The sequence below is a fragment of the Pseudomonas sp. V88_4 genome (assembly GCF_029967985.1).
GTDB classification, from domain to species: Bacteria; Pseudomonadota; Gammaproteobacteria; order Pseudomonadales; family Pseudomonadaceae; genus Aquipseudomonas; species Aquipseudomonas glycinae.
Window position 1 is genome coordinate 220,210 of sequence record NZ_JASCAF010000034.1, and the last position, 15,849, is coordinate 236,058.

The following is a 15,849-nucleotide window of genomic DNA, read 5'->3' on the forward strand; positions in this document are numbered from 1 at the left end:
CACCTCGCCGGCTCGTGGGGTTTATCGCTCTCTATCGGGCCGGCAGGCGGGTTTTGCTCGCGCAGCAGAGTGCGCGCAAGCAATGTAGTCGATCCAGCGGCAAGGGCCTGGAAATTTCACGTTAGGGGATATTGCGCCGACGAATATTGATCCAGGCCATGGAAATGACTGTACGGTTCTGCGCCTTCGGCCCCGCGTAGAAAGCAAAAAGCCGCTTCAACCCGAAGGTGGAAGCGGCCAAGGCATGTGCCTCAAGGAATCAGTGCACGAACAGGGCGATCAGGATGATGATCGGGATTGGAACGCCGAGGAAAAACAGCAGTAGTGAGCGCATGGTGATTCTCCTTGATTAACGGACTGGCGGCAGCGTGGTCGTGGTGTAGGTTTCGACTTCGACGTACTCGACTGCATCCCGGCGGCGACCGCCGAAGGTGGCCGAGAGGCTGGCGAAGAACGCACCGGCCAACAGTGCGATGAACATCCACAGCGTGGTCCAGGCAGCGACTTTGGCGGCAGTGTCGGCGGCTTGTTGCGCTTTCACTTTCGCGTCGGCGATTGCCTTCTGGGTGCGGGCGTAGATTTCATCAACCCGACGTTCGGCATCGGCCTGGGTCAGGTTGGTACGTTGGGCCACGAGTTGGGCGAGGTAGGTGCGGTCTTCGGCGCTGAGCTGACCGTTGGCCAGACTCTGGGCGAAGATCCGGGTCACGGTGCCACGGGCGGCGTCATCGCTGACGGCGGCGGGACGATCGTCGCGGAACAGGCTGTCGACGAAGTAGCCGTACTGGTCACTGTCGGTGTTGCCGGCCGCCGTACCGGCCGCTTGCGTCATGGCACCGGCCGCGCCGCCGACAACACTCGCACCGGCCTGCACGCCGCCGCTGACGATGCTGCTGACCGAGCCGACCACCAGCGTTGCGGTGACCAGCGTCGCTACACACCAGGAAAGGAAGCCATGGGCGGTGTCGCGGAAATACACTTCGTCACCGTGCATGTTGGCCCACTTCACTCGCAAGCGACCAGCGATGTAGCCGCCGAGCCCCGAAGCAATGATTTGCGTGGCAGCCAGCCAGATAATGGTGGAAATGCCCAGGCCCTTTGCGCTAACGCCCTCCCCGGCCCACGGTGAAACGGCGGAGAAGCCCAGACCGAAGCCCAGCAGCACGAGAATCAGCGACAGTGCCGCCGCAGCGGCAGCCCCTGCGAAGATCGCGCCCCAGGACACCCCCGAGACGTTGCTCGACTCTCCTTCGTAGGCAGGATAAAACCCATCAGAGGATCTATTCATTGTTGTAGTGCTCCAGGCATGAAAAATGGTGTTACAACTCGTCATCAGAGGAATTGCAGTGACCGTGCCAGTCGCCAACATTAAATAAATCGTTTGAATTCAATCAGTTAAAAAGTCTGAACTTCCCAGGACCATGCAATTTGCAACAACGGGTCGATAACAGCGGGTTTTATGCATTGGCACAAAAGCCCGGTCGTAGGGTTTGTATCCGCTAAAACATGAAAGTTAATTTAAAGCGTCCGAGCAAAATCTTGGCAAAATGCTGCCATTGCGTTTGAACAGACCAGCAGGCCCACCATGACTCGCATCCTCACCATCGAAGACGACGCCGTGACCGCCCGGGAAATTGTCGCCGAATTGAGCAGCCACGGCCTCGACGTGGACTGGGTCGACAACGGCCGTGAAGGCCTGGACCGCGCCGTCAGCGGCAACTACGACCTGATCACCCTCGACCGCATGCTGCCGGAACTCGATGGCCTGGCCATCGTCACCACCCTGCGCACCATGGGCGTGGCCACGCCGATCCTGATGATCAGCGCCCTCTCCGATGTCGACGAGCGTGTACGCGGCTTGCGCGCCGGCGGCGATGACTACCTGACCAAACCGTTCGCCACCGATGAAATGGCCGCCCGGGTCGAAGTGTTGCTGCGCCGGCAGAACAGCAACGGCGCCCAGCCGACCACGTTGCAGGTGGCGGATCTGCAACTCGATCTGATCAGCCACGAAGCGCGGCGCGCCGAGCAGGTGCTGACACTGTTGCCGACCGAGTACAAATTGCTGGAATTCCTGATGCGCAACAGCGGCCAGATCCTGTCGCGGATGATGATTTTCGAGGAAGTCTGGGGCTATCACTTCGACCCTGGCACCAACCTGATCGACGTGCACATCGGCCGCCTGCGCAAGAAGATCGACCCGCCGGGCAATGTCCCGCTGATCCGCACGGTGCGAGGCTCGGGTTATGTCATTGCCGAACCCGTCTGACGGTTGGCGTTCCTCCAGCAGCCGCTTGCTGGCGCTGTACAGTTCGCTGTTCGTGGCCTGGAGCGCGATCCTCATGGGGGTCATGTACTTCGAGGTCTCCGGTTACCTTGACAACCTGGCCAAGCATTCGCTGATGCAACGTCAGCACCTGTTTTCGCACTTTCGCGGTGATCAGCTGGAAGACGCGCTCGCCGCCAGCATGACCTTCGACATTCGCGGCATCGACGCCTATGGGTTGTTTGACGCTCAGCATCGCTACCTCGGCGGCGCGTTGCAGAAGATTCCTGAAGGCCTGCCGCTGGACGGCAAGATCCACATGCTCAGCGAATGCGCCGACTCCGACGACCCGACCCTGCCCGCCGACAGCTGCGACGCGGTCGCCACCCCGACCCGAGACGGCCGCTGGCTGGTGTTGTTGCGTGACAACGGTTCGCTGTTCGCGGTGACCAGGATCATTCTGCATGCGTTGTTCTGGGGCGTGTCGCTGACGATTGTGCCGGGCATCATCGGCTGGCATTTGCTGCGTCGCCGGCCGCTGCGGCGGATCCGGGCGATCCAGGCCAGCGCCCAGTCGATTGTCGCCGGCGACCTGACCCACCGTTTGCCGCTGTCCAATCGCCGCGATGAGCTGGACATGCTCGCCGCCATCGTCAACGCCATGCTGGATCGCATCGAGCGCTTGATGAACGAAGTCAAAGGCGTGTGCGACAACATCGCCCATGACTTGCGCACCCCGCTGACCCGTTTGCGCGCGCAGTTGTATCGCATGCAGCAGCAGGCCGGCGAAGGTTCGCCGGAAGCGGCGCAACTGGATCTGGTGCTGGCCGAGGCCGATACGCTGATGGCGCGGTTTCGCGGGTTGCTGAGGATTTCCGAACTGGAGGATCGTCAGCGGCGCTCGGGGTTTGTCGAGCTCGATCCGGTGTTGCTGCTGCAGGAATTGCACGAGTTCTATCTGCCGCTGGCCGAGGACGACGAGCTGCGCTTCGAGCTGAACATGCCGGAAACCCTGCCGATGCTGAACGGTGATCGAGCGCTGCTGTTTGAAGCGCTGGCGAACCTGTTGAGCAACTCGATCAAGTTCACCCCGGCCGGTGGCACTGTGGTGTTGCGCGGGGTCAATAATGCGGGGCATACGCGGATCGAAGTGCACGACTCCGGGCCCGGCATTCCAGAATCCGAACGGGAGGCGGTGTTTCAGCGCTTCTATCGCGCCGAGGGCGGGCAACCGCAGAATGGCTTTGGCCTGGGACTGTCGATCGTCGCGGCAATCGTCAACCTGCACGGGTTCAGCCTTGAGGTAGGACGCAGCGATCTGGGCGGGGCGAAGCTGGTGCTGGATTGTCGGCAGAGTCTGATTTCACAGTCCTGAACACACCTGCCGAACTTGTGGGAGCGAGCTTGCTCGCGAAGGCGGAGTATCAGTTAACACATCTGTAAACTGATCTACTGCTTTCGCGAGCAAGCTCGCTCCCACAAGGGGTCGTGGTATGTCTGTCAGGTTGGGTAGTTCGCGCGCAGCGCTTCGAGGCCGCCCTGATAGATGCCGCTGAACAGCGCCACCACTTCCTCCTCGCTCACGCCCTTGGCCGTGAAGCGTCCCGACCACGTCACCTTCGCGCCCTGCCCCTGGGCTTGCACACGAATCGTCGCCAGATAATCGGTGGCCGGAAACGGTGCCTGCTCGATCGAATAACTGTACGTCTTGCCCGCGTTATCGAACGTCTCCAGACGCTCAACCACCACCCCGCCGTCAGCAGTTTGCAGGGTGCGCACACGCCCGCCTTCACTCAGTTCGCTATTGGGAATGAACGGCAGCCAGTCCGGCAGGCTGTTGAAGCCGCCAATCAATTGCCAGACCTGATCGGCCGAAACCGGGATGTCGATGGTTGCTGATGCAGTTGCCATAAATAAAAAGTCTCTCTCGATAAATTCAGATAGTCAGGCTGTCGACCACGCCACCGTCGACCCGCAACGCGGCGCCAGTGGTAGCTGAAGACAGCGGTGAAGCGATGTAGGTGACCAGGTGCGCGACCTCTTCGACATCCGCCACGCGCTGGATGATCGAGCTCGGGCGGGCCCGGCGGACAAACGCATCGGCTTCGTCCCGCAGGCTGCGGCCAGACTCGGCGGCGGCATCCTTGAGCATCTCTTCGACACCGTCGGTGAAGGTCGGCCCCGGCAGGATCGCGTTGACCGTAACCCCGGTGCCCGCCAGGCGTTTGGCCAGGCCATGGGACACCGCGAGGTTGGCGCTTTTGGTCACGCCATAGTTGATCATGTCGGCCGGGGTGGCCACGCCGGATTCCGAAGACAGGAAGATCACCCGGCCCCAGCCCTGCTCGACCATCGCCGGCACGTAATGCCGCGACAGGCGCACGCCGGAGATCACGTTGATTTCATAGAAGCGCGTCCACTCATCGTCCGGCGCGTCGAAGAAATCCACGGCGTTGTAGATGCCGAGGTTGTTCACCAGGATGTCGGCTTTCGGTTCGGCGGCGAACAGTTTCTGCGCGCCTTCGGCCGTGCCCAGATCCGCCGTCAGACCGCGCAGTTGCGCGCCCGGCACCTTGTCGCGAATACTTGCCAGCGCCTGTTCGACCTTGGCCGCGTCGCGACCGATCACCACCACCGTGGCGCCCGCCTCGGCCAGCGACTGGCTGATGCCCAAACCGATGCCCGCCGTGCTGCCGCTGACAATCGCCAGTTTTCCGCTCAGATCGATCTTCATGCTTTCACCTCGTCGATGGGTAATGGTGCACGTTCGGACACCAGTTTCGCTTCACGCATGGCCTGCCAGAAACCGGCCGGAATGACCGCCGACAGCGCCGCCACATCTTCAGCGATCCGCCCCGGTTTGCTCGCGCCGGGAATCACTGCCGCCACGGCCGGATTGGCCAGCGAGAATTGTAGTGCAGCCGCTTTGACATCGACGCCGTGGGCTGCGGCGATGCGTTTGATCTGCTCGACCCTGGCAACGATTTCCGGGCTGGCCTTCTGGTATTCGAAGTGCGCGCCGCCGGCCAGGATCCCCGAGCTATAAGGACCGCCGACGACGATCTCAACGTTCTGCGCCCGCGCCGAATCCATCAAGCGCTGCAAGGCGCGGTCGTGATCGAGCAAGGTGTAGCGGCCGGCCAGCAGGAAGCCGTCAGGCTGCGCCTCGCTCAGGTCCAGCGTCAACTCGCACGGCTCGACCTTGTTCACGCCCAGGCCCCAGCCCTTGATCACGCCTTCTTCGCGCAGGCGGGCCAGGACTTTGAAGGCGCCGGTGCGGGCCTGATTGAAGTACTCGAGCCATTGGTCGCCGTAGAAATCCTGAGCGATGTCATGGACCCAGACGATGTCGAGGCGATCGGTTTTCAGACGCTTGAGGCTGTCTTCGATCGAACGCAGCGTGGCGTCGGCGCTGTAGTCGTTGACGATCTTGTTCGGGCGACCGTGCTCGAACACCCCGCTTTTCTCGCCCAGATCCCGGGCGGCGGCGTCTTCGACTTCATCGAGAATCACCCTGCCGACCTTGGTGCTGAGCACGTAGTCGTCGCGCTTGTAACGGGACAGTGCTTCGCCGAGGCGGATTTCCGAAAGGCCCGAGCCGTAGAACGGCGCGGTGTCGAAGTAACGCACGCCGGCCTCCCACGCCGCGTGTACGGTGGCTTGCGCTTCCTCTTCAGGAATGGCGCGGAACATGTTGCCCAGCGGCGCCGTGCCGAAGCCGAGTTGGCCGGGAAGTTTGTCTTTCAAGCTCATGATGCTGTCCTCGTAAGTCGTGGTCGGTGCTGACCGTTGAGCAGATCCTAGATTGCGCCACTCAGACCGTCCAAGACATAATCCGCAGCACTTGAGTCCCTTAAGGTCTGACATGATCGACATCCGCCAATTGCGCTACTTCGTCGCCGTCGCCGAGGAAGAACACGTCGGCCGCGCCGCCGAGCGCCTGCACATTTCCCAGTCGCCCCTGAGCCGGCAGATCGCCCAGCTCGAAGAACGCCTGGGCCTGACTCTGTTCGAACGCAGCCAGCAGCGCATCCGCCTGACCCGCGACGGCCAGACCTTTCTCGCCGAAACCCGTGCTCTGCTGACCCACGCCAACCGCCTGGAATCCCTCGGCAAACGTCTGGGTCGTGGCGAAGAAGGCGGCTTGTGCATCGGCTACATCGAGAACGCGATGCACGCCGGGGTCTTGCCCAATGCCTTGCGCGTGCTGCGGGCGGATCGGCCGAACGTGCATGTCGCGCTGTACAACCTCAGCTCCGCCGAACAACTCGAAGGCCTGCGTCAGCGTAGTCTCGATATCGCACTGGTCAGCGAACCACCGACGACCGACGATCCGGATCTACTGGGCTTTCAGGTACTGGACGACCCGATGCTGTTGGCGCTGCCCGAACATCACCCGTTGGCGACGCAGGCTTCGCTGACCCCGGACCATCTGGCCAATCAGGAATGGATTGGCGTGCAACCGCGCCAAGGGGCCGACGATGAGTTCGTCAGCGCCTGCATTCGCGCAGGTTTCACGCCGGATGTGCGGATGCAGGCCACCGAGCCCTTTACCGCGCTGGGGCTGGTCGCCTCGGGACTGGGGATCGCGATGATCCAGAAAGGCCTGAGCCATAACGCACCGCCGGGCGTGGTGCTGCGGGAGGTGCCGTGGCTGGCGTTCACCACGCCGCTGTGGGCGGCCTGGCACCGAGTCAATTTACGGCCGTTGGTGGAGACGTTTCGTAAAGTGTTGACCGGGTCCGATATCTCCGGCGCCTGAAAATCCGCACGCCGTTGATCCTCCATACGCCGTTGCCACCGGCTAAACGCCGGGGATCGTGCCGGGATCTACACTGAACGAAACAGCCGTGAGGTGCCTATGAAAATGTCTGCGCAAATGACCGTGGTCGCCGTGCTCGCCACCATCGCCTATCTGGGCCTGGCGATGTGGGGCATCGGTGGCGTGGCGGTGTTCTTTTCTCACGGGGCGTTGGTCGTGGTGGCACTGGCCACGCTGGCCATGGTGGTGGCGTCGTTGTTCACGGAAGTGAATCTGAGTGCCGGCGAACGCGAGGACCGGGCCAATCGCTGGGTGATTCCGGCGTTCGCCGTGATTGGATTGGTCAGCGCTTTTCTCCCGGCTTACTGCGACCGCATCGGCTTTTGGACCATCGGCCGCGAAGGCACCCGTTGGCTGGGCGCGCTGCTGTTTATCGTCGGCGGCGGGTTGCGTTTGTGGCCGGTGTTTGTGCTGGGCCATCGGTTCAGCGGGCTGGTGGCGATTCAGCCGGGGCACCGGCTGGTGACCGAGGGCATTTATCGGCATCTGCGCAACCCCAGTTATCTGGGGCTGGTGATCAATGCGATCGGCTGGGCGCTGGCGTTTCGTTCTGTGGTCGGCCTGTTGCTGGCGGCGCTGACACTGATCCCGTTAATCGCCCGCATCCACTCCGAAGAGGCCTTGCTGCGCACGCAGTTCGGCGCCGAATACGACGCTTATTGCGCCCGCAGCTGGCGCTTGCTGCCCGGGGTTTATTGAGGTTGCAGGCGCAACTGGCCGTCGCTGTCGATGCTCAGCGCAATGTCGCGGTAACTGGCGATGGTCGCGTGGGCGGTTTCAAGCGGATGCTGGTGAGTCGTGGTGATGATCATCAACGGCGCACCCGCAGCTTCAGCGGCCTGGATGCCGACGCTGGCGTCTTCGAAAATCAGGCAGTCCGCCGGCTCGAGGCCCAGACGCCTGGCCGCCAGACGATAACCGGCCGGATCCGGTTTGCCAGCGGTCACATCTTCAGCGGTCACCATCACCGCCGGCTCCGGAATCCCCGCCGCTGCCATCCGCCGCAACGCCAGATCCCGTGGCGCCGAGGTCACCATGGCCCAGCGATCCGCCGGCAACGACTTGAGAAACGCAGCCGCGCCGGGGATCTCGACGATGCCTTCGACGTCTTCGATTTCCGCCTCGGTGATGAACGCCGCTTGCGCCTTGGCGTCCACGCCCGGCAGGTTCAACCGCGTGATGGTGTCGATGGCGCGCACGCCATGGATGGTCGGCAGGAACGTTTCGACGTTCACCCCGTGGCGCACGGCCCAGGCGGACCAGATCCGCTCGGCGGCGGCGATGGAGTTGAGGACGGTGCCGTCCATGTCGAACAGGAACGCGCCGAACGCGCGGTTGAAAACAGTCTCGTGAGCTGACAAAAGATCACTTCCTCGCAAGGGGCCGGGCAACGATGCCCGGCAATGTAGCACTTGCAAGGCGCTTCAGTGCAGACGCGGCGCCTTGGATTTGAACGCACCGTCAACACAGTCGAGCAACTGGCCGATGGCCCACGGCTTCTTGATGAACGCCACCGGATGCTTCACGCCTGAGGTTTCCGGTGTTTCATAACCGGACATGACCATCACCGGTTTGTCCGGCCAGCGCTCGCCGACCAGATTGGCCAGGTCCGCGCCGTTAAGCGTGCCGGGCATGGTGATGTCGGTGAGCAGTAGCGCCACTTCCGGCGCATGCTCCTCCAGATAGACCGAAGCCGCATCGGCGCTGGTCTGCGGCTCAACCTTGAAACCTTCCTCCTGAAGAATTTCGCACAGAAACTCCAGAATCAACGGATCGTCCTCGACTACCAGAATCAATCCGCCAGGAAGGTGCGCGCTCGACGTCGAAATTGGACACATGAACTGGCACTCCCTGAATTGCATGAACGATTTAGCGGCTTGAATCCGCTGCTTATCAGGTATGAGCAGCACCTTCTACAGAAATTCATTTTTGATACAGGTCTTTTCGATAACACTCGGTTGATGGGCAGTCGCCGGTACGAAATTGCGGTTAAAATGCGCGCCCTTTTGCTGGCCGATCCCGATTGATGAACCCTCAAGCCCTCGCCGTTCTCCATGCCCACCTGCTCACCGCGCTGACGTCGGCACCGGCCGAAACCCGGCGCCTGTTCCATGGGCGCGGGCGTTGCTGGCCGGGACTGGAGCAGGTCACCGTGGACTGGCTGCAAGGTGTGGTGCTGGTGTCGCTGTTCAAGGAGCCCGAGGCTTCACAGCTGGAAGAACTCAAGCGCCTGCTGCTGGAGATCAGCGGTTCAGCGCCATGGCAGCAGTCCGGCGCCCACACTTTGTTGATCCAGCACCGTTACCTGCCGCAAAGCACCGCCGAATGGCTGTTGGGCGAAGAAATCGACGAGATGACCATCGTCGAGGGCGGGCTGAAATACCGCGTGGATCTGGGCCGCAAGCAGAACGCCGGGCTGTTCCTCGACATGCGCTACGGCCGCAACTGGGTGCGCGAACACGCGGCGGGCAAACGGGTACTGAACCTGTTTGCCTACACCTGCGGCTTTTCGGTGGCGGCCATCGAGGGCGGCGCCAGCCATGTGGTCAACCTCGACATGTCCCGCGCTGCGCTGAGCCGGGGCCGCGACAATCACCGGCTGAACGGGCACGACCTGAGCAAGGTCAGTTTTCTCGGCCATGACCTGTTCAAGTCCTGGGGCAAAGTGATCAACAGCGGCCCGTACGATCTGGTGATCATCGACCCGCCGTCGTTCCAGAAAGGCAGTTTTCTGCTGACCAAGGATTACCAGCGCGTGCTGCGTCGTCTGCCGGAACTGCTGACTGCCCAAGGCAGCGTGCTGGCCTGCATGAACGACCCTTCGTTTGGTTCGGACTTCCTGATCGACGGCGTGACCCGGGAAGCACCGAGCCTGCGCTTCGAGCAGCGGCTGGAAAATCCGCCTGAGTTTCCGGATATCGACCCGGAAAGCGGTCTGAAGGCGTTGCTGTTCAAGCAGATCGGCTGATTCCGGTCAGCGCGGGCGCAGCACCAACGCAAACAGCTCACCATGCCCGGTGACGTTGAGCTTGTGATAGAGATTGCGCCGGTGCACCTTCACGGTCTCCGGCGAAATGTTCATGTGCTGGGCGATGGCCTTGCTGGAAAAGCCCTGGAGTATCAGGCGCGCCGTATCGATCTCGCGCGCGGTCAGACGGGCGTCGAAGCGGTCGAGCAGCGCCGCAATATCGCCGACCGGCGCCTCGACCGCCGCGCCTTGCGGCGGCATCAACTGCACATGCCGACGCATCGCTGACAACACCCAGTCCCGCACACAGAGCAAACGCCCCTGCTCTTGCAGACTGAACGCCGTCGAGCGGCCCATCGACAAGCCCAGCACGCCGCCATCGGTGTTGACCAGAAATTGCAGCTCATCCGCGCCGACCACCGAACGGAAGTAACTCTGGTAGTACTCGCTGTGCAGAAACTGGTCCGGCGCCACGGATGCAAGGCTGTGCAAACCGTCGGCGATACCCGCAACAGCGGTCTGGTAGAACGGATCGAGCAGGTACATGCCGGCACAGTAACCGGCCAGTTCTTCCTGCTCGTCGCCGCGGCCCTGACTGTCGAAGTCGATCAACAGTTGCGGCGGCCGCCCCGTCTGCATCACCGCCACCAGCGCGTTATCCAGCGGCACCAGCAACCGCAGCGTATCGACCAGCGCCCGCCAGAAACCGTCCTGTCCGACCGTAGCGAACACCCGTGACAGGCTCTGATGCACCGGCAATTCCTGCAGCAACGCGTCCACGCTCTACCCCTTTTGAGTAACCCATGATGGGAATGGGTGCGGCACGGCCCGCCCGATAGGCTGACCACTCCTGTTCATCACCGGCCTGCCAACAGGCCAGGAGTGCCGCATCATGCGTGGTCATCGTGGGTATATCAACCTGGGTCTGATGGGCGTTTTGTCCGCAGCACTGAGCGCGCAGGCGGCCGATGCGCCGAGCGTGCATGTCTACAACTGGTACGACTACATCGGCCCAAACACCCTGCATGATTTCAAGCGTGACAGCGGTATCGAACCGGTCTACGACACCTTCGACAGCGCCGAAGTGCTGGAAGGCAAACTGATGACCAGCCGCAGCGGCTACGACGTGGTGGTGGCGAGCAACTTCAGCCTGCCGACCCTGATCAAGGCCGGCGCCCTCGCCCCGCTGCCCCGCGATCAACTGCCGGGCTGGAAGAACCTCGACAACGATCTGCTGAGCAAACTGGCCAACAACGACCCCGGCAACCGGTACGCCGTGCCTTATCTGTGGGGCACTAATGGCATCGGCTACAACGTCGACAAGGTGCGCGCGGTGCTGGGCGACAAGGCGCCGGTGGACTCCTGGGATCTGGTGTTCAAGGAAGAGAACCTGGCCAAACTCGGCGAATGCGGCGTGGCGATGCTCGATTCGCCGTCGGAAATGCTCCCGGTCGCGCTGCATTATCTCGGCCTGCCGCCCAACAGCACCAACGCCGAGGACTATCAGAAAGCCGAAGCACTGCTGCTGAAACTGCGCCCGCACATCGCCTACTTCAATTCCTCGAAATTCATCAGCGATCTGTCCAACGGCAATATCTGCGTGGCTGTCGGCTGGTCCGGCGCGATGCTCGAAGCCAAGTCCACCGCCGAGCAGGCCGGCAACGGCGTGAAAATCCAGTACAGCCTGCCCAAGGAAGGCGCGCCGGTGTGGTTCGACACCCTGGTTTTGCTCAAGGACGCACCGCATCCGGCCCAAGGCCTGGCGTTCATCGACTACCTGCTGCGCCCTGAGGTGATTGCACCGGTCAGCGATCACCTCTCCTACCCCAACGGCAATCGCAGCGCCACGGCGCTGGTTGCCCAAACCACTCGCGACAACCCGGCGGTGTACCCGCCCGCCACGGCGATGGCCACGTTGTACACCCTCGAGCCTCTGCCCAAAGCCACCGAACGGGTGCGCACGCGGGTGTGGAGCAAGGTCAAGAACGGCCAGTAACAACCCTGCAAATCAATGCCTTCAACAGAGAGAACATCAATGAAACCACGTGCCCGCGATCTCCATATCCGCATCGGTCAATTGCAGCCTGGCCCGCTCAACGCCATCACCGACGTACCCGGCGTAAGGGTCGGCCACAGCAACGTGCGCGGCCGCAGCGCCAGCGGTCGTGACATCTGCAGCGGTGTCACCCTGATCGAACCACGCGCCGGTTCGACCAATGCACAACCGTGTTTCGCCGGCGTCCATGTGCTCAATGGCAACGGCGATGCCACCGGGCTGGAATGGATTCGCGAAGCCGGCCTGCTGACCAGTCCGATCGCCTTCACCAACACTCATAGCCTCGGCGTGGTGCGCGATGCCCTGATCGAACTGGATCGCGCGCAGCAACCGGACGCCGGTCGACTCTACTGGAACATGCCGGTGGTGCTGGAAACCTTCGATGGCTTGCTCAACGACATCAACGGCTTTCATGTGAAGCCCGAGCATGTGGCCGAAGCGATGAGCAATGCCGTTGACGGCCCGGTGCAGGAAGGCGCGTTGGGTGGTGGCAGCGGCATGATCTGCCATGAATTCAAAGGTGGGATCGGCACCGCATCACGCCGCTTGAGCAAGGCTCAGGGTGGCTGGACAGTGGGCGCCATCGTCCAGGCCAACCACGGGATTCGCAGCGAACTGCGGGTCGACGGCTACCCGGTCGGGCGCTACATGGAACAAGTGGATTCACCGTTCCTGCGCGCTTCGTTGCCGCATCCGGGCATGGGTTCGATCGTAGTGGCCCTCGCCACCGATGCACCGCTGTTGCCGCATCAATGCACGCGACTGGCACAACGGGCGAGCCTCGGTCTGGCGCGCACCGGTGGCGGCAATGAGGATCACAGCGGCGACATCTTTATCGCCTTCGCTACCGGTAATGGCCATATCCCCCCCGCCGCCTATGAAGGCAAAGGCGCGTCGACCTGCGACGGTTTGCGGATGGTCAACAACGATCACATCAGCGAGTTGTTCCTGGCGGCGACCGAGGCGGTGGAAGAAGCGATCATCAACGCCTTGCTGGCCAGCGACAGCACCGAAGGCAACGGGCATTCGGTGTCGGGGCTGGATGCCGAGACCCTGCTCGCAGCTCTCGAAAAGGCAGGCTGGCCTGGCCTCCGCTGAGACCATGGTTCCCTTACAGGCCCCTCCGCCAGCGCCCCGATAGCAGGTGACTGACGGTACTTGAGCGCATCCCCCCTCCTTCCTACGATGGAACTACGCAGTCGCTTGGTCCGCCAAGCCGTTGCGTAGGTGCGGGTGCTCTGAACCCCAATCAAGCCCGCACCTGGTTTCATGCGCATCTTGAGCCTCGCGGGCTCTACTTCCTCCCCATCAAAGAGTCTTGAGGCTCTTTTTTTGTCTCTGAAAATCAGCGTCCGGGTTCGCGACGGATCGAGCGCCACGTGGCCTGGGCCAGCAATTCGCGATACGCCTTCGGACTGCCCTGCACTCGCCCGGACAACCACGCGCGGCAATAGCTGTCGGCCTGCCCGACGATCAGCGACGGCAACAGTTCGGCCGGGCACTCATTGAGCTCAGCCATGCGCCCGGACTCGGCCAGCCAGGTACGCAGGCCCAGATTGCGGGTCTTGTTGCGCTCCGCCAGTTCATCCTTGTGCGGGCCACGGGTCACGGCATAGCGCGCGTGATACTGGAACCGCGCCCACTCCGGCTGGTTCTCGACCCAATCCACGTAGCTGTAGACCAGCGCCTGCACGCCTTCTTCCGTGGTCGTCGCGTCGGCCAGATAGGCGTCGCGCAGGCGCGCCTGATCCTCCAGCGCGGTGAAAAATAGTGCAGCGACCAGCCCTTCCTTGTTGCCGAAATGGTGGTAGATCGCCCCGACACTGGTGTCGCACTCGGCACGGATCATTTCGATGGTGGTGGCCTCGATGCCCTGCTCGTTGAACAGGCGCAGGGCCTTGCGAAAGATGTCGCGCTTGAGTTCGGCGCGGCGGCCGGGGTAGCTGCGTTCGAGGAGATCTGCGGTGTCCATGGGCCTTGAAAATCCGGGTAAAGGGCACGTCCGTGCCGGTGATCGAAACACGCACAGGTTGACAGATTTCCCGCGAACAGAATACCGTTCCGTTACAGAACAATATTCTGTAACGGAACAAAATTCTGTAAATCCCCTAACCGTGAGGCTTCACCCATGAGTCAGTTTCTCAGCATGTTCAACAGTGTCGGTTCCCAGGCGTTCAGCCAGATGGCCTGCCAGGTCGCGCCGTACTTCAGCACCATCAATCCGCTAGTCACCGAGTTGCGGGCAGGTTCCGCGCAGGTGCAGGTGCCGTTTCGCCGCGAGATCACCAACCACCTCGGCACCGTGCATGCCATCGCCTTGTGCAATGCCGCCGAACTGGCAGCCGGGATGATGACCGACGTGTCGATTCCGGCCGGCGCGCGTTGGATTCCCAGGGGCATGACCGTCGAATACCTGGCCAAGGCCAAGACCGACGTGACCGCCGTGGCCAATGGTGAAGGGCTGGACTGGCAGACCGAAGGTGACAAGATCGTGCCGGTGGATGTCCACGACGCCGAAGGCAAGAAAGTGTTTACAGCGCGGATCACCATGAACGTGAAACTGTCCTGAAATCACCGGCACAAAAAAGCCCTTGCTGCGCCAAGCGCAACAAGGGCTTTTTGCCGCTGCCCGGATCAGTGAACGGTCAGGCGCTGGCGGACAAATTCTTCAGTGCGGCGGGTGACCTGATCCAGATGCCGATCCCGCTGTTTCTCGGCATCGAGCATCGCCCGCTTGCCGTGCTTTTGCAGCAGGTAGGTGTGGATCTGCTGCACTTCCAGCGAACGATAGATCGGTGTGGTGTCGATAAAACCGCGCAGCCCGTTGCTGCGGTAATGCCGGGTACTCATCAGCACCTGCGTCTCCAATTGGCCCAGCACTTCAAAGCCTAGCGCCTCGAAATACGGCACCTTGCCGACGCTGCAGGTCAGCTCGGCATGGGGGTAACGCGCCACCATGTCCGCGATCAACGAACGGGCCACGCCCTGACGCCGATGCCCCTCGCGCACCGCCAGGTAGGCCACGTTGCACGCCTCCCAATCGCCCTGCACCGGCAGGTACAACAGGAAGCCGATCACCTGCTCCGGATCATCGTCGTCGGTGGCGACCAGCAGTTCCACCTCGGTGCCCTTCTCGCCGTTCAACGCCTCCAGATACAGATGCACCTCGTAGCCCACCGCGTACTGATAGACGTTGTACAGCAGATTGCTCGGGCCCAGCCCGACGGCACTGATGTCGGTGAGATAGTCGACCACCATTTGCAGGATCTGACTGTTGACGCCTTCGGGGCAAGGGGATTTGTAATGGGTGATGCGGGGCATGGCGGGCGGACTCCAACGCTAAAACACAAGTTGCCGGGCGGGTTGAGCGACCGGCGAACCGCGACATCATACCCTGTGCAAGCCTGACAAAAATTTCATCTGCCCGAGAACGGATCTTTCGCCGATTTGGCGTCCAATTTTTCAGCTGCGTTCATTTTCCGACGCAGGCCTTGAGGAGTTGCCATGAACGTTCTGCGTTGCGCGAAAACCATGAAATGCTTGCTCGCTGCCGCGCTGGTGGCGATCACCCTGTCGGGCTGTGTCGTCGAACCGGCTCGCCCGCATCGGCCACCACCGATCGTCGAAGTGGTTCCGGTCATGCCTGCGCCGGGTTATCACTGGGTTGCCGGGCATTACCGCTGGGCCGGCAACCAATGGCGCTGGATGCCGGGACATTGGCGGGCGTATTGAGGCCG

18 protein-coding genes are annotated in these 15,849 nt (G+C 62.2%); 9 read left to right on the forward strand and 9 right to left on the reverse strand.

The window, feature by feature from the left end; genetic code table 11:
- Window positions 1-349 precede the first annotated feature (349 nt).
- On the reverse strand, window positions 350-1,288 hold the full coding sequence (locus tag QLG12_RS12540; RefSeq protein ID WP_108562626.1) for a hypothetical protein: 939 nt from the start codon (window positions 1,286-1,288) through the stop codon (window positions 350-352).
- 297 nt (window positions 1,289-1,585) lie between these two features.
- On the opposite strand from QLG12_RS12540, the gene QLG12_RS12545 reads away from it, so the two are divergent.
- Both QLG12_RS12545 and QLG12_RS12550 read left to right on the forward strand, forming a co-directional pair.
- Window positions 1,586-2,269: a response regulator transcription factor gene (locus tag QLG12_RS12545; RefSeq protein ID WP_007952956.1), complete on the forward strand. Its 684-nt coding sequence runs from the start codon at window positions 1,586-1,588 to the stop codon at window positions 2,267-2,269.
- Window positions 2,247-3,641, forward strand: coding sequence for a HAMP domain-containing sensor histidine kinase (locus QLG12_RS12550; protein WP_236194400.1), 1,395 nt, complete (start codon window positions 2,247-2,249; stop codon window positions 3,639-3,641). Before QLG12_RS12545 ends, QLG12_RS12550 begins: the two co-directional genes overlap by 23 nt.
- A gap of 125 nt (window positions 3,642-3,766) precedes the next feature.
- Here the strand turns inward: QLG12_RS12550 and QLG12_RS12555 are convergent, their stop codons facing one another.
- Genes QLG12_RS12555 through QLG12_RS12565 form a run of 3 tightly spaced genes read right to left on the reverse strand, consistent with a single transcriptional unit; the run spans window position 3,767 to window position 6,019 of the window.
- The gene (locus QLG12_RS12555; RefSeq protein ID WP_282474617.1) at window positions 3,767-4,177 is read right to left on the reverse strand and encodes an SRPBCC family protein; all 411 of its coding nucleotides are present in this window, start codon (window positions 4,175-4,177) and stop codon (window positions 3,767-3,769) included.
- Between the two features lie 25 nt (window positions 4,178-4,202).
- On the reverse strand, window positions 4,203-5,000 hold the full coding sequence (locus QLG12_RS12560) for an SDR family oxidoreductase (RefSeq protein WP_007952959.1): 798 nt from the start codon (window positions 4,998-5,000) through the stop codon (window positions 4,203-4,205).
- Window positions 4,997-6,019, reverse strand: a complete 1,023-nt coding sequence (locus QLG12_RS12565) for an aldo/keto reductase (protein WP_282474618.1) — start codon at window positions 6,017-6,019, stop codon at window positions 4,997-4,999. The genes QLG12_RS12560 and QLG12_RS12565 overlap by 4 nt, the downstream gene beginning before the upstream one ends.
- A 112-nt stretch (window positions 6,020-6,131) precedes the next feature.
- Here QLG12_RS12565 and QLG12_RS12570 point away from each other — a divergent pair, with 112 nt between their 5' ends.
- Window positions 6,132-7,028 carry a LysR substrate-binding domain-containing protein gene (locus QLG12_RS12570; protein WP_197867558.1) on the forward strand — a complete coding sequence of 299 codons (897 nt, stop codon included), beginning with the start codon at window positions 6,132-6,134 and terminating at the stop codon, window positions 7,026-7,028.
- Window positions 7,029-7,127: 99 nt separating this feature from the next.
- Window positions 7,128-7,787: an isoprenylcysteine carboxylmethyltransferase family protein gene (locus QLG12_RS12575; protein ID WP_282474619.1), complete on the forward strand. Its 660-nt coding sequence runs from the start codon at window positions 7,128-7,130 to the stop codon at window positions 7,785-7,787.
- Here the strand turns inward: QLG12_RS12575 and QLG12_RS12580 are convergent.
- The gene (locus QLG12_RS12580) at window positions 7,781-8,449 is read right to left on the reverse strand and encodes an HAD family hydrolase (RefSeq protein WP_282474620.1); all 669 of its coding nucleotides are present in this window, start codon (window positions 8,447-8,449) and stop codon (window positions 7,781-7,783) included. The genes QLG12_RS12575 and QLG12_RS12580 overlap by 7 nt on opposite strands.
- Window positions 8,450-8,512: 63 nt before the next feature.
- Entirely contained in the window at window positions 8,513-8,926 is a 414-nt protein-coding gene (locus QLG12_RS12585; RefSeq protein ID WP_011334891.1) for a response regulator, read from the reverse strand.
- A gap of 188 nt (window positions 8,927-9,114) precedes the next feature.
- Here QLG12_RS12585 and QLG12_RS12590 point away from each other — a divergent pair, with 188 nt between their 5' ends.
- Complete coding sequence (locus QLG12_RS12590; RefSeq protein WP_282474621.1) at window positions 9,115-10,056, forward strand: class I SAM-dependent methyltransferase; 942 nt, start codon at window positions 9,115-9,117, stop codon at window positions 10,054-10,056.
- Window positions 10,057-10,062: 6 nt separating this feature from the next.
- On the opposite strand, the gene QLG12_RS12595 is transcribed toward QLG12_RS12590, so the two are convergent.
- On the reverse strand, window positions 10,063-10,836 hold the full coding sequence (locus QLG12_RS12595) for a helix-turn-helix transcriptional regulator (protein WP_236194394.1): 774 nt from the start codon (window positions 10,834-10,836) through the stop codon (window positions 10,063-10,065).
- Between the two features lie 112 nt (window positions 10,837-10,948).
- Here QLG12_RS12595 and QLG12_RS12600 point away from each other — a divergent pair, with 112 nt between their 5' ends.
- On the forward strand, window positions 10,949-12,052 hold the full coding sequence (locus QLG12_RS12600) for a polyamine ABC transporter substrate-binding protein (RefSeq protein ID WP_197867551.1): 1,104 nt from the start codon (window positions 10,949-10,951) through the stop codon (window positions 12,050-12,052).
- A gap of 39 nt (window positions 12,053-12,091) precedes the next feature.
- The gene (locus QLG12_RS12605; protein ID WP_197867549.1) at window positions 12,092-13,210 is read left to right on the forward strand and encodes a P1 family peptidase; all 1,119 of its coding nucleotides are present in this window, start codon (window positions 12,092-12,094) and stop codon (window positions 13,208-13,210) included.
- Between the two features lie 247 nt (window positions 13,211-13,457).
- Here QLG12_RS12605 and QLG12_RS12610 read toward each other — a convergent pair whose 3' ends face one another.
- Window positions 13,458-14,084: a TetR/AcrR family transcriptional regulator gene (locus tag QLG12_RS12610; RefSeq protein WP_282474622.1), complete on the reverse strand. Its 627-nt coding sequence runs from the start codon at window positions 14,082-14,084 to the stop codon at window positions 13,458-13,460.
- Window positions 14,085-14,240: 156 nt separating this feature from the next.
- Here QLG12_RS12610 and QLG12_RS12615 point away from each other — a divergent pair, with 156 nt between their 5' ends.
- Complete coding sequence (locus QLG12_RS12615; RefSeq protein WP_282474623.1) at window positions 14,241-14,681, forward strand: hotdog fold domain-containing protein; 441 nt, start codon at window positions 14,241-14,243, stop codon at window positions 14,679-14,681.
- A gap of 65 nt (window positions 14,682-14,746) precedes the next feature.
- On the opposite strand, the gene QLG12_RS12620 is transcribed toward QLG12_RS12615, so the two are convergent.
- Window positions 14,747-15,433 (reverse strand): GNAT family N-acetyltransferase, encoded by a 687-nt coding sequence (locus QLG12_RS12620; RefSeq protein WP_085613234.1) that lies wholly within the window; start codon window positions 15,431-15,433, stop codon window positions 14,747-14,749.
- A gap of 183 nt (window positions 15,434-15,616) precedes the next feature.
- On the opposite strand from QLG12_RS12620, the gene QLG12_RS12625 reads away from it, so the two are divergent.
- Entirely contained in the window at window positions 15,617-15,844 is a 228-nt protein-coding gene (locus QLG12_RS12625; RefSeq protein ID WP_108562643.1) for a YXWGXW repeat-containing protein, read from the forward strand.
- Window positions 15,845-15,849: the final 5 nt, after the last annotated feature.

What these genes read in the sequence shown, in the direction of transcription:
- QLG12_RS12540 (WP_108562626.1), bottom strand. Translation starts at nt 1,288, where the DNA reads ATGAATAGATCCTCTGATGGGTTTTATCCTGCCTACGAAGGAGAGTCG.
- QLG12_RS12545 (WP_007952956.1), top strand. Translation starts at nt 1,586, where the DNA reads ATGACTCGCATCCTCACCATCGAAGACGACGCCGTGACCGCCCGGGAA.
- QLG12_RS12550 (WP_236194400.1), top strand. Translation starts at nt 2,247, where the DNA reads ATGTCATTGCCGAACCCGTCTGACGGTTGGCGTTCCTCCAGCAGCCGC.
- QLG12_RS12555 (WP_282474617.1), bottom strand. Translation starts at nt 4,177, where the DNA reads ATGGCAACTGCATCAGCAACCATCGACATCCCGGTTTCGGCCGATCAG.
- QLG12_RS12560 (WP_007952959.1), bottom strand. Translation starts at nt 5,000, where the DNA reads ATGAAGATCGATCTGAGCGGAAAACTGGCGATTGTCAGCGGCAGCACG.
- QLG12_RS12565 (WP_282474618.1), bottom strand. Translation starts at nt 6,019, where the DNA reads ATGAGCTTGAAAGACAAACTTCCCGGCCAACTCGGCTTCGGCACGGCG.
- QLG12_RS12570 (WP_197867558.1), top strand. Translation starts at nt 6,132, where the DNA reads ATGATCGACATCCGCCAATTGCGCTACTTCGTCGCCGTCGCCGAGGAA.
- QLG12_RS12575 (WP_282474619.1), top strand. Translation starts at nt 7,128, where the DNA reads ATGAAAATGTCTGCGCAAATGACCGTGGTCGCCGTGCTCGCCACCATC.
- QLG12_RS12585 (WP_011334891.1), bottom strand. Translation starts at nt 8,926, where the DNA reads ATGTGTCCAATTTCGACGTCGAGCGCGCACCTTCCTGGCGGATTGATT.
- QLG12_RS12590 (WP_282474621.1), top strand. Translation starts at nt 9,115, where the DNA reads ATGAACCCTCAAGCCCTCGCCGTTCTCCATGCCCACCTGCTCACCGCG.
- QLG12_RS12600 (WP_197867551.1), top strand. Translation starts at nt 10,949, where the DNA reads ATGCGTGGTCATCGTGGGTATATCAACCTGGGTCTGATGGGCGTTTTG.
- QLG12_RS12605 (WP_197867549.1), top strand. Translation starts at nt 12,092, where the DNA reads ATGAAACCACGTGCCCGCGATCTCCATATCCGCATCGGTCAATTGCAG.
- QLG12_RS12610 (WP_282474622.1), bottom strand. Translation starts at nt 14,084, where the DNA reads ATGGACACCGCAGATCTCCTCGAACGCAGCTACCCCGGCCGCCGCGCC.
- QLG12_RS12615 (WP_282474623.1), top strand. Translation starts at nt 14,241, where the DNA reads ATGAGTCAGTTTCTCAGCATGTTCAACAGTGTCGGTTCCCAGGCGTTC.
- QLG12_RS12620 (WP_085613234.1), bottom strand. Translation starts at nt 15,433, where the DNA reads ATGCCCCGCATCACCCATTACAAATCCCCTTGCCCCGAAGGCGTCAAC.
- QLG12_RS12625 (WP_108562643.1), top strand. Translation starts at nt 15,617, where the DNA reads ATGAACGTTCTGCGTTGCGCGAAAACCATGAAATGCTTGCTCGCTGCC.